This is a genomic window from Pseudomonas anguilliseptica, from assembly GCF_900105355.1.
GTDB lineage: Bacteria > Pseudomonadota > Gammaproteobacteria > Pseudomonadales > Pseudomonadaceae > Aquipseudomonas > Aquipseudomonas anguilliseptica.
Map to the genome: position 1 here is coordinate 4,157,794 of NZ_FNSC01000001.1, position 11,835 is coordinate 4,169,628.

Annotated in this window: 11 protein-coding genes and 4 tRNA genes; 2 read left to right on the forward strand and 13 right to left on the reverse strand. The window is 59.3% G+C overall.

What is annotated here, in order from left to right; all coding sequences use genetic code 11:
* Window positions 1–27: 27 nt before the first annotated feature.
* From BLW24_RS20370 to BLW24_RS20430, 13 genes are all read right to left on the reverse strand, one after another.
* Complete coding sequence (locus BLW24_RS20370; RefSeq protein WP_090386419.1) at window positions 28–2,022, reverse strand: transglutaminase TgpA family protein; 1,995 nt, start codon at window positions 2,020–2,022, stop codon at window positions 28–30.
* Entirely contained in the window at window positions 2,019–2,975 is a 957-nt protein-coding gene (locus tag BLW24_RS20375) for a DUF58 domain-containing protein (RefSeq protein WP_090386421.1), read from the reverse strand. Before BLW24_RS20375 ends, BLW24_RS20370 begins: the two co-directional genes overlap by 4 nt.
* Complete coding sequence (locus BLW24_RS20380) at window positions 2,972–3,889, reverse strand: AAA family ATPase (RefSeq protein WP_090386423.1); 918 nt, start codon at window positions 3,887–3,889, stop codon at window positions 2,972–2,974. The genes BLW24_RS20375 and BLW24_RS20380 overlap by 4 nt, the downstream gene beginning before the upstream one ends.
* Window positions 3,890–4,042: 153 nt before the next feature.
* Complete coding sequence (locus BLW24_RS20385; protein ID WP_276326466.1) at window positions 4,043–4,555, reverse strand: IS66 family transposase; 513 nt, start codon at window positions 4,553–4,555, stop codon at window positions 4,043–4,045.
* Window positions 4,556–4,634: 79 nt separating this feature from the next.
* Window positions 4,635–5,615 (reverse strand): IS5 family transposase, encoded by a 981-nt coding sequence (locus BLW24_RS20390; protein WP_090375326.1) that lies wholly within the window; start codon window positions 5,613–5,615, stop codon window positions 4,635–4,637.
* Window positions 5,616–5,669: 54 nt separating this feature from the next.
* Window positions 5,670–6,623: a tyrosine-type recombinase/integrase gene (locus BLW24_RS20395; protein ID WP_090386425.1), complete on the reverse strand. Its 954-nt coding sequence runs from the start codon at window positions 6,621–6,623 to the stop codon at window positions 5,670–5,672.
* A 160-nt stretch (window positions 6,624–6,783) separates the two neighbouring features.
* Window positions 6,784–6,870 (reverse strand) — tRNA-Leu (locus tag BLW24_RS20400).
* Between the two features lie 112 nt (window positions 6,871–6,982).
* Window positions 6,983–7,056: transfer RNA gene (locus BLW24_RS20405), tRNA-Cys, on the reverse strand.
* A gap of 38 nt (window positions 7,057–7,094) precedes the next feature.
* Window positions 7,095–7,170: transfer RNA gene (locus BLW24_RS20410), tRNA-Gly, on the reverse strand.
* 67 nt (window positions 7,171–7,237) lie between these two features.
* Window positions 7,238–7,798: a CDP-diacylglycerol--glycerol-3-phosphate 3-phosphatidyltransferase gene (gene pgsA / locus BLW24_RS20415; protein ID WP_090386427.1), complete on the reverse strand. Its 561-nt coding sequence runs from the start codon at window positions 7,796–7,798 to the stop codon at window positions 7,238–7,240.
* A gap of 33 nt (window positions 7,799–7,831) precedes the next feature.
* Entirely contained in the window at window positions 7,832–9,673 is a 1,842-nt protein-coding gene (uvrC, locus tag BLW24_RS20420) for an excinuclease ABC subunit UvrC (protein WP_090386429.1), read from the reverse strand.
* Complete coding sequence (gacA, locus tag BLW24_RS20425; RefSeq protein ID WP_090386431.1) at window positions 9,660–10,304, reverse strand: response regulator transcription factor GacA; 645 nt, start codon at window positions 10,302–10,304, stop codon at window positions 9,660–9,662. The genes uvrC and gacA overlap by 14 nt, the downstream gene beginning before the upstream one ends.
* Window positions 10,305–10,442: 138 nt before the next feature.
* Window positions 10,443–10,532, reverse strand: a tRNA-Ser gene (locus BLW24_RS20430).
* Between the two features lie 132 nt (window positions 10,533–10,664).
* Between BLW24_RS20430 and BLW24_RS20435 the strand changes: the two genes are divergently transcribed.
* Together BLW24_RS20435 and tusD are read left to right on the forward strand one after the other, a co-directional pair.
* A complete protein-coding gene (locus tag BLW24_RS20435) occupies window positions 10,665–11,333 on the forward strand; it encodes a Bax inhibitor-1/YccA family protein (RefSeq protein WP_090386433.1) in 669 nt (222 codons plus the stop codon).
* A 108-nt stretch (window positions 11,334–11,441) separates the two neighbouring features.
* Window positions 11,442–11,834 (forward strand): sulfurtransferase complex subunit TusD, encoded by a 393-nt coding sequence (gene tusD / locus BLW24_RS20440; protein WP_090386435.1) that lies wholly within the window; start codon window positions 11,442–11,444, stop codon window positions 11,832–11,834.
* Window position 11,835 lies beyond the last annotated feature (1 nt).

The window sequence follows — 11,835 nt, forward strand, 5'->3', positions numbered from 1 at the left end:
AGCCACAAGTGGCCAATGGTCGCGGTACTACGGCTCCAGACGAGTAAACCGCCAAGGCAGCGCGCGTCTGAGAGTCTTCAGGTGCAGGCGCAGCTGCACGGTAGAAGGTTCTTGCCCGGCATAACGCTGCGCCTCGAAGGCCGCCGCAAAATTGCTAATCGCTTGCGCCTGAGCTGGCAGCTGCTGGGATGCCCGCACGGCATAGTCACGCGGCCCTTCGCCGGATCTACGTGGCACGCCATGGCGCGCCAGCAGACCCTCAAAGCGGCGAAACAGCCGCTGTTGCACATCACGTTCACGCTGCCAGGGTTTGAACAGCCAGAGTGATAGCAAACCAAGCAGCAGCGCCCCGCCACCGACCAAACCGATCACCAGCGCCTGGGCATCCACCCGCCCCAGCCAACGCTGAAGAAACTCCAGTTGCTGCTGACTCTGGTAGCCCAACACCCAGCGCTGCCAACCGTAATTGATATTGTCCCAGGCTAGGCGCAACTCATTCAGCCAACTAAGGTTGCGGTAGCGCAGCGGGGAGAAAGGCGAATCTTCGAGAAAACTCTGCTCACCTGCCAGGGCCTCCTCCAGGCCCATTTCAACCCGCTCAGGTGCCACCTGGAAGGTCGGATCGACACTGACCCAACCCCGTCCCTCCTGCCAGTACTCAACCCAGGCATGAGCATCAAACTGGCGCACCTGCACATAGTTACCCGCCGGGTTGTATTCGCCGCCCTGATAACCGGCCACGACCCGCGCCGGAATGCCCGCCGCGCGCAGCACATAGGTCATGGCCCCGGCGTAATGCGCGCAGAAGCCGCTGCGGGTTTCAAACAGGAAATCATCGACATTGTTCTGCCCCAGCACCGGCGGGCGCAGGGTGTAGGCAAAGGGCTCGCGGTTGAAATGACTAAGCAGCGCCTGCACCAGCTGTTCGGGCTGCGCATACTCACGCTTGAGCTGTTCAGCCCAGGCGCGGCTGCGCGGCTCGCCCTGATCCGGCAACTGCAAGGCGCGACGCAAGGTTTCCCGAGGCGGTTGCGGCTCGCGTAGCGCCTGCGGCCAGGAGGTGGCCTGATAGATCAGCGAGCGGTCCACTGGCTGACGCCGCTGCAGACGGAAATCGCTCATCTGCCGGGTCTGTTCCAACGTGGTCTCCGCCACATCCAGAGCAAACAGCCAGCGCTGTGAACTCGGCTGCATAACGATGCTGTAACTCAGCGCCTCGCCGCGCTTCTGCCACTGTGCGCCGGGGCCAAACTCGGCGTAATTGGATTGCGACCAGCGCCGCCCATCGAAGCGATCCAGGGTCAGCGCGCGCCAGTACAACTCACTGCGCGGCGGTGTTTCACCGTTGAAACTGGCACGAAACGCCAGCGCTGCAGAACGGCTAAGGTCGGCGATATCCGCCGGGACCATGCTGTCCGACAGGCCGGTAGTAGCCTTGTCATTCGGCACTGGTAACGACCACAGCGGGCCCATGCGCGGGAAAAAGACAAACAGCAGCAACATCACCGGCAACGCCTGCAGCAGCAGCCCGCCGGCCAGGCGTGCGGTCGGCCAGGGTTGCGCGGCCAGGCTGCTCTGCTGCAGGCCAATCAGGGCTGCGAGCAAGGCGGTGACCGGGAGCAGGCTGTAGAAGGCCATCAGCATGCTGTCATCGAACAGGTAGGCGGTAACCACTACAAAGAAGCCGAGAAAGATCAGCACCAGTGCATCACGTCGCGTGCGCATCTCCAGCAGCTTCAGTACAAAAGCGGCGACCAGCAGCACCACTCCGGCATCCAGGCCAATCAGGCTGCCACGGGAGAGAAACACCCCAAGCGCTGCGGCCAACATCAGACCGCCCTTGGCCCAGGCATTAGGGTAACGCGCGCGCATGCGGAAAATCTGGATGCGCCAGGCTGCGCTACCCAGCCACAGGCCGATAATCCACAGCGGTAAGTGCGTCAGATGAGGAATGATCACCAGTACCTGCGCCACCAGCAGCCAGGTCAGGCTGATCCGCGGAATCGCGGTAACCCGACTCATGGCGCACGCCCGAACAGCGCCAGGGCGCGCAGGCAGGCATCACGGTGCAGCTCGCCACTGTCGGCGCCCAGCACCTGACCCGGCAGGCTCAGAGCAAACGGCTGCTGCCGTTCGGACAGCTGCAACACCCAATGGCAGAGCAGCGACAGGCGAGCCTCCACATCGCCGGCCAATGTCTCGAAATCCAGATACAGATCACGCCCAGTGATTGAGGCGAAATCCTTGACCAGCAGGCCTTGGCCACGGGAATAGGCTTTCCAGTGCAGACGTCGCTTGGAGTCGCCTGGCTGGTAGGTCTTCAGCCCCTGATAATCATCCACGCCCTGACCATGGGGCCGACTGCCCTCTTCGTCCTGATCCTCACTGGCACCAGCGGACAACGGCAGATCACCCGGCAATGGCCGTGGGTAGACCAGCACCTGCTGATCCAGATCGACCCAGCTCCAAGCCACCAGAATTCCCAGGGGGAAACGGCTCTCAACCCGCAGACGACCGGGCCGCAGCCAGCCGCGCTGCAGCGCCGGCAGGTTTAGCTGACATTCGCTCACGCCCTGCGGCAGCACATCCAGAGTCTGCAAATCAGCCGGAGGCCAACCCAGGCTGACGGCCTGATGAGATCGCTGACTGCTTTCCAGGCGCACGCGAAAACCGGCGGGTTCGCCAACAAATACCGCCGGCGCAGTACCGGCTTTGAGGATCAAGCCAGCCAGGTTGCGGTAGGTGTGCAGAATGGCCACGACGAACACCGAGGCCAGCAGGAAGGTCAGGCCATAGGCCAGGCTGTTCTGGTAGTTGATCGCCGCCAGTAGCATCAACAGCAGCGCCAGCATAAAAGCCGCGCCGACCCGGCTGGGGATGATAAAGATCCGCCGCTGGTTCAGGCGCACGCTGGCCGCAGCCGGAATGCGCCGCGCCAGCCAGCGGTTCCAGCGCGGTCTGAGCTGGGCGATCAAAGCGCCGGCACCTCACGCAACAACCACTGCACCAGGCTGCCGGCGCCATGCCCTGCCGGGTCGGCGCGCTCACGCAGGCGATGACCGACCACCGAAGGCAGTACGGCCTGTACGTCCTCGGGAATCACGTAGTCACGCCCGGCGAGGAAAGCCCAGGCTCGTGCCGCTGCCAGCAGGGCCAGGCTAGCCCGTGGTGACAGGCCCCAGGCGAACTGCGGCTGGGTGCGCGTGGCATCGACCAGGCGCAGCACATAGTCGATCAGTGCATCGCTGGCGCGCACCTTCGGTACTTCGGCCTGCAGCAGGGCCAGTTCAGCATGATCCAGCAGTGCTGGCAGGGTGGGCAGTACGGAGCGCCGCGAGTCGCCCAGCAGCAAGGCCTTTTCCGCAGCCTTGCCGGGATAGCCGAGCGATAGACGCATCAGAAAACGGTCCAGTTGCGACTCGGGCAAGGCGAAAGTGCCGCCCTGACTGACCGGGTTCTGCGTGGCAATTACAAAGAAGGGTTCAGGCAGCGGCCGGGTCGCGCCTTCGATGGTCACCTGGCCCTCCTCCATGGCTTCAAGCAGCGCACTCTGGCTTTTCGGCGTGGCGCGGTTGATCTCATCGGCGAGCACCAGCTCGGCGAAGATTGGCCCCGGATGGAAGATAAATTGCCCGGTGTCCTTGTCGAACACCGAGGTGCCGAGGATGTCACCCGGCAAGAGGTCAGAGGTGAACTGGATCCGCTGGAAACTCAGGCCCAGCACTTTGGCCAGAGCATGGCTGAGGGTGGTTTTACCCATGCCGGGCAAATCCTCGATCAGCAGGTGGCCGCGCGCCAGCAGGCAGGTCATGGCTAGGCGAACCTGCGCCTCCTTGCCCAGTACCACCTGATTGATCGATTCCAGGCAGGTATCTAATTTCGTGCGCATCGCTCACTCCTTATGCAAGTGAACCGATGCTACTGGGCTGCACGGGGTCGGCAAAGAGCAAAGTAACCTTTGCTCACGAATCTTTTACCTCAGCTGCGACATACATCGTAAGCGCTCCATAGACCCCACCTCCCTCTGGAGAGGTTTTGCGTTTTACAGTGGCGTCGTTGGTTGGCAGTTCCAAGGCAGCAGCGCTTCGTAGGCTTCAACGCTGTTGGCCAGCGGCAGGCGTTCGAGGACATGGCGCAGCCAGGCGTAGGGCTCCTGGCCATTGGTCTTGGCGGTTTCCACCAGGCTGTAGAGTTGGGCGCTGGCGGTCGCGCCTTTCGGCGTGTCGCTGAACAGCCAGTTCTTGCGACCTATGACGAAGGGCCGGATCGCGCGCTCGGCAGCGTTGTTATCGATCGGCAGGTGGCCAGCCTCGATGTAGCGTTCGAGTCGGCTCCAGTTGCTCGCCAGGTAGTTCACTGCTTTGCCCAGGGCATTCTGCGCCGTGACCTGCGGCTGGGTTTTCTCCAGCCAGGTCTTGAGCTGATCGAGGAGCGGTAGGCTGTGCTGCTGGCGGCCCCGGTAGCGCTGTTCATCGCTGGCATCCTTAAGGATCCTCTGAAGTAGCCATGCATTTCTGGCTGACGTCAGCCTCTGCTGATTTCGAAAGTGATAAATCGATCAAAAACGATCAGATTACCGGCTCATTTCTGTGTTTTTAGCCGCCGCGAGCACCTCGCGGCAGCCATTTCCAGCATTACGGGCGCACCTCTCCTGCATTCGTCAGTAAATGTCGGCGCGCCATCCACAGATTTGACAGCGCGAATAAAGTCACCAGTTGCGCCGTGTTTTTGACCAGGCCACGGAAGCGCGTCTTCACATAACCGAACTGACGCTTGATCACCCGAAACGGATGCTCGACCTTGGCTCGCACTTGGGCCTTGGCCTTCTCGATTTTGCGCTTGGCTTTGTACAGCGCGCTGCGCTTACCGAGTTTCTTGTAAGTGCTACGCCGTGCTGCAACCTGCCAGATCACTTGACGGCCCTCATGCTCGGGGCGCTTCTCGACACCGGTATATCCGGCATCGGCCCCCACCATGTTTTCCTCGCCGTGCAGCAGCTTATCGACCTGGGTGACATCCGCCACGTTGGCGGCAGTACCCACCACGCTGTGCACCAAGCCAGACTCGTCATCCACCCCGATGTGCGCCTTCATGCCGAAGTAATACTGATTGCCTTTCTTGGTTGAGTGCATCTCAGGGTCACGCTTACCGTTCTTGTTCTTGGTTGAACTCGGCGCGTTGATCAGCGTGGCATCGACGATGGTGCCTTGGCGCAGCGACAAACCACGGTCACCCAGGTAGCCATTGATCACGGCCAGGATGCCGGCAGCCAGTTCGTGTTTTTCCAGCAAGCGGCGGAAGTTGAGGATGGTGGTTTCGTCAGGAATGCGCTCCAGAGTCAGCCCGGCAAACTGGCGTAGGATGGTGGTCTCGTACAGCGCCTCTTCCATCGCCGGGTCGCTGTAACCGAACCAGTTTTGCATCAGATGCACTCGCAGCATCGCCATCAGCGGATAGGACGGTCGGCCGCCTTCACCCTTTGGATAATGCGGCTCGATCAAAGCGATCAACCCTTTCCATGGCACTACCCGATCCATCTCGATCAGGAACAATTCTTTGCGGGTCTGCTTGCGCTTGCCGGCATACTCGGCGTCGGCGAAGGTCATCTGCTTCATCGGAAAACTCGGCGGGTGGAGTGCGGATATTTTGCCAAAATCAGGAAGTCTTTTTCAGACCATCCCTAAATCAAACCGGCCGGTAAGCTGTTGTACCTGCTCTATTACGGCTAAAGCCTGGCGGGACAACGGCACCAAATGGGGGGGTCCCATTTTGGCCCCACGGTGCGAACGCTTGACCCCTTCAATCTCGGTACGCTCGCCAGGCATCGTCCAGATTGCCCGCTTCAAATCGAACTCAGGCCAGCGGGCAAAACGCAGCTCACTGGAGCGGACGAAAACCAGCAGAGTCAGCATGGTTGCAAGTCGCGTTAGCGGTCGCCCGCCATCAGCTTCAATGCGCCCTATCAGCTCCGGCAATCGATCCAGCGGCAGCGCAGGCCGATGCTTGGTCTTGGGGCTAACAGTGCCACCTATCAAGTCCAATGCCGGATTGAACTCAATCAGGTTCTGCTGAACAGCAACGCGCATGATGCCGACGATGCGCTGGCGCAAGCGACCAACCAGATCAAGCGCCCCTCGCTTCTCAACAATTTTGAGGGCTGCCAGTAGGTCACGCGTTTTCAGCTCAGATACCAAGCGTTTGCCAAGTACTGGAAAAAGGTCAGCCTCAATCTCTTTCAGCACCCTAGCCGCATGGTCTTTCGACCACTTGCCCATCCTGGCATGCCAGTCCCGCGCCACAGCCTCGAAAGTATTTGTGCCAGCTGCGGCCTCATCAATCTTCACTTGGCGTGCTTGCTCGACAGGGTCAAGCCCGTTAGCTAGCAACTCCAATGCATCTGCTCGCCGCTCCCTGGCCCCCTTGAGCGTCAGCGCCGGGTAATTACCAAATGCGGTCAAGCCGCCACGGCCGTCTGGCTTGGTGTATTTGAATCGCCAGGACTTCACGCCCGTAGGTTTAACCAACAGGTACAACCCTTGGCCATCAAATAGCTTGTAGTCCTTTTCGCGTGGCCTGGCGGCCTCGCATTTCGGGTCTGTCAGAGGGGTGACAGTGCGCGCCATAGGGATACGTTCCTTGTCGAACCAAACATATCCCTAAACGTATCCCTAAAATGCGGAGCTGTACAGGATCATTCAAAAACATACTGGCACAAAAAAACCGGCAAGAGTGCCGGTTTTAGTGGGTTTCAGGTTCATACAGGAACATCTGAAATCATGTACATGGTGCCCGAAGCCGGGGTCGAACCGGCACGAGGTTACCCTCGAGGGATTTTAAGTCCCTTGCGTCTACCGATTTCGCCATTCGGGCGGTAGCGCTGCATTGCGAGGCTTGGACTATATGCAGCCCTTGGATACCTCGCAAGGTTTCAAGCTTAAATGAAAAAGCCTCGTAAATCAGTGATCTACGAGGCTTTTCTAATTGGAGGCTGAGGTCGGAATCGAACCGGCGTTCACGGATTTGCAATCCGGTGCATAACCACTCTGCTACTCAGCCTTGAAACTAAACGGACCGTGTAAACGGTCCGTTGAAATTGGAGCGGGAAACGAGACTCGAACTCGCGACCCCGACCTTGGCAAGGTCGTGCTCTACCAACTGAGCTATTCCCGCTTGTCGTGCTGACGGCCGCCATTCTATAGCTTCAGAACGGCCCGTCAACCCCTTGATTCAAAAAAGCTTATTTCTTTTCCGCGGTGATTCGCAGGTGTGGCCATGCAGCCAGCAGGTACTGCGCCATCGACCACAAGGTAAGTACCGCGGCAATGATCAGCAGCGCGTAACCGAGCACAACCCAGGCGGTAAAGGTCGGTGGATTGGCCAGCAAAATTACCAGGGCAACCATCTGTGCGGCGGTTTTCCATTTTGCCAACTTGGATACGGCAACATGCGCACGGGCACCTATCTCTGCCATCCATTCACGCAGTGCCGAAACCACAATTTCGCGACCGATGATGATGGCCGCAGGCAGCGTCAACCAGAGATTGGCGTGCTCAGCCACCAGTAACACCAGAGCAACCGCCACCATCAGCTTGTCGGCAACCGGATCGAGGAAAGCACCAAAAGGCGTGCTCTGCTCCCATCGACGGGCCAGATAACCATCCAGCCAGTCCGTTGCCGCTGCGACTGAAAACACCGCGCTAGCGGCCCAATAGCTCCAGCTGAAGGGCAGGTAGAACAGCAGAATAAACACCGGGATCAGCAGTACACGGAGCACGGTCAGCAGGTTGGGGATATTCATCGACACGACTTGGCGGTAAAGAGAGCCAGCATTCTACTCACTGTGCAGGGCCGCATAAATCAACTCGGCGAGTTTTTTACTGATCCCTGGTGCTTTGGCAATTTCTTCGATGCTGGCGCGGGACAGTTCCTGTAGCCCGCCGAAGTGGTTGAGCAGCTCACGCCGGCGCTTGGGGCCTACGCCAGCAACTTCCTCAAGGATGGAGGTACGTCGAGTTTTGCCACGACGTGCGCGGTGCCCGGTAATGGCAAAGCGGTGCGATTCATCGCGAATCTGCTGAATCAGATGCAGTGCCGGTGAATTGCCCGGCAAAGTAAATTCATGGGCGGCGTCATTCAGATACAGGGTTTCCAAGCCCGGTTTGCGCGTAGTGCCTTTAGCAACGCCAAGCAGAATCAGGTCTGGCACCGCCAGCTCTTCGAGCACTTCGCGGGCCATCGCCAGTTGGCCTTTACCGCCGTCCACCAGCAGGATGTCCGGCAGCTTGCCTTCGCCATCCTTGATCTTGCTGAAGCGCCGAGTCAGCGCCTGGTGCATGGCGTCGTAATCGTCACCGGGCGTCACGCCTTCGATGTTGTAGCGGCGGTAATCGGATTTCAGCGGACCTTCCGGGCCAAATACCACGCAGGAAGCAACCGTCGCCTCGCCGCTGGAGTGGCTGATGTCGAAGCACTCCAGGCGTTGCGGTACTTCATCCATGTCCAGCGCCTGAGCCAGGGCATCAAAGCGCGCGGCAACGTGCTGCCGATTGGCCAGGCGCGCCGCCAGGGCTTGCTCGGCATTCGTCACGGCCAACTGTTGCCAGCGCGCGCGGGTACCGCGTACGCGGTAGCTGATACTCAGCTCACGGCCGCGTAACTCATCAATGGCGGCGATCAGCGTGGCGAAATCTTCGTGTTGCGCATTGACGATCAACTCGCTCGGCAGGTCGCGTTCCTGGCTGCTCAGGTAGTACTGCGCAAGGAAGGCCAGCAGTACGCCACCGCCCTCCTCCTCAATGGCCACCTGCGGGAAAAAATTTTTACTGCCAAGCACCCGGCCGCCGCGTACGCTGATCAAATGCACACATGCACCGCCTGGATTGACCATGGCCGCGACCACGTCCACATCACCGGTGCCGCCTTCCATGCTCTGCTGATCCTGCACGCGGCGCAGCAGTGATATCTGATCGCGCAGCCCAGCCGCCCGCTCGAAATCGAGGGCCATGGCGGCAGCTTGCATGCCACTGGACAGCTCATCAGTCAGGGCATTGCTGCGCCCCTCAAGAAACATCACCGAATGGCGTACGTCGTCAGCATACTCAGCGGGTTCTACCAGGCCGACACAGGGGCCTTTGCAGCGCTTGATCTGGTATTGCAGGCAGGGCCGCGTGCGATTTTTGTAGAAGCTGTCCTCGCACTGGCGCACCAGAAAGGTCTTTTGCAACAGGTTGAGGCTCTCGCGGATGGCGCCGGCGCTGGGATATGGGCCAAAGTAACGGCCTTTCTGCTTTTTCGCCCCGCGGTGGATGCTCAGGCGCGGGAAATCACCATCGGATAGAAACACATAGGGGTACGACTTATCGTCGCGCAGCAGAATGTTGTAGGGCGGCCGCCATTCCTTGATGAGCGTCTGTTCAAGCAGCAACGCTTCGGTTTCATTGGCGGTGATGGTGGTTTCTATCTGCGCGATGCGGCCCACTAACGCGGCGGTCTTAGGCGCTAACCCGTTTTGGCGGAAGTAGCTGGCCAGGCGCTTTTTCAGGTTCTTGGCTTTACCGACATAGAGCAGCTTGGCGTCGACATCGAACATGCGGTACACGCCAGGGCGACCGCTGCAGGTGGAGATAAACGCGCTGGAATCGAAAGCTGCGCGGCTGTCGTCAGCTGCTGGCATCAATCATGCCGTGGCGCACGGCCAGAAGGGCCAGCTCGACATCGCTGGTGATCGACAGCTTTTCGAAGATGCGATAGCGGTAAGTGTTTACGGTTTTCGGCGACAGGCAGAGCTTGTCGGAGATGGCCTGAACCTTCTGGCAGCCGGCGATCATCAACGCGATCTGGATTTCACGCTCGGAGAGCAGATCGAACGGCGAATTGTTGCTTTGTGGCTGGAACGACTTGAGAGCCAGTTGCTGGGCAATCTGTGGGCTGATATAGCGCTGGCCGCTGAATACCATGCGGATGGCTTGAACCATTTCTTCCAGGGCCGCGCCCTTGGTCAGGTAACCAGCAGCACCGGCCTGCAGCAGGCGCGTAGGGAACGGATCTTCTTCGCAGACGGTAACCGCAACGACTTTGAGGTCAGGATGGCTGCGAATCAGCTTGCGCGTGGCCTCGAGGCCACCGATGCCCGGCATCTTGATGTCCATCAGGACAACATCGGGCTTCAGCTCGCGGGCTTTCTTCAGGGATTCTTCGCCAGACTCGGCTTGACCAACTACATGCAAACCGTCGATATCAGCCAGCATGCGGGTGATGCCGGTACGTACCAGGTCGTGGTCATCAACAACTAGCACCCTGATCAAGCGACACCCCGTTTGCATCAGCCGCCAAGAGCAGCTGGTTGGGTTGGAAGGCTGGAGATTTGTTAATCCCAGCTTGACGCATAACCGTCAAAATGCAAGCGCCAGTAAAGCTGCCCAAGAATGACGGCCAGAGGAATATGGCGGAAGCGGTGAGATTCGAACTCACGGAAGAGTTTCCCCTTCGACGGTTTTCAAGACCGTTGCATTCAACCGCTCTGCCACGCTTCCGGCGATTGCGGGCGGCAATCTTACCCGAACGCAACACGCTGTCAAACTCTACGTATTGGCTCTCTATCTGCCTCTGCTATGATCGGGCCTGACCTTGGTCACGGAACCATCAGCCATTTCAGGAGTGTCGCCATGAACGAACACAATTATGCACTTGACCATACGCAGGTTGAGCAGCAAGAAGTCAGCCGCGTCCTGCGCAACACCTACGGCCTGCTGGCCATCACCCTGGCCTTCAGCGGCCTGGTGGCGTACATCGCACAGCGCGCCAATGTGCCTTATCCGAATATCTTCGTGGTGCTGATCGGCTTTTACGGCCTGTTCTTCCTCACTGCCAAACTGCGTAACTCGGCCTGGGGCCTGGTTTCGACCCTCGCTCTGACCGGCTTTATGGGCTACACCCTCGGCCCGATCCTCAATCGCTATATGGGCATGGCCAACGGTGCTGAAGTTGTCAGTTCCGCTTTCGCCATGACAGCCCTGGTGTTCTGCGGTCTGTCGGCTTACGTACTGACCACCCGCAAAGACATGAGCTTCCTCAGTGGATTTATCACTGCAGGTTTCTTTGTTCTGCTGGGCGCGATGGTTGCCGGCTTCTTCTTCGAGATCAGCGGTCTGCAGCTGGCGATCAGCGCAGGTTTTGTGCTGTTTTCTTCGGTCTGCATCCTGTATCAGACCAGCGAAATCATTCACGGTGGTGAGCGTAACTACATCATGGCGACCATCAGCCTGTATGTATCGATCTACAACCTGTTCGTCAGCCTGCTGCAGATTTTCGGCATCATGGGCAGCGACGACTGATTTACGCTGCTGTGAAAAGCCCGCTTCGGCGGGCTTTTTTATGCCTACCACGCGCATCTTGGTGGCTCAGGCTTTATCATTCCGGCAAATTGGCTTGCCGGGTTTGCTATGAAGTTTGCCATCGCTCTGTTCTCTGCTCCTCATGCGCCCTCCTCCCGCCGCGCGCTGCGCTTTGCTCAGGCGGCATTGGCAGGTGGGCATGAGATCGTGCGGCTGTTCTTTTATCAGGACGGGGTACACAGCGCCTCGAGCAATGTGGTCTGCGCGCAGGATGAAGTGGATCTGCCACGTGAATGGCGTGAGTTAGTGCAAACGCAGCAGCTGGATGGCGTCGTGTGTATCGCCGCAGCCTTGCGCCGTGGCGTGCTGAATGACGATGAAGCACAGCGCTATTCACGCACAGCCGCCAACCTGGGCGCGCCTTGGGAGCTTTCCGGGCTAGGCCAACTGCACGAAGCGACGCAGCTGGCGGATCGCCTAGTGTGTTTTGGAGGCCCTTGAA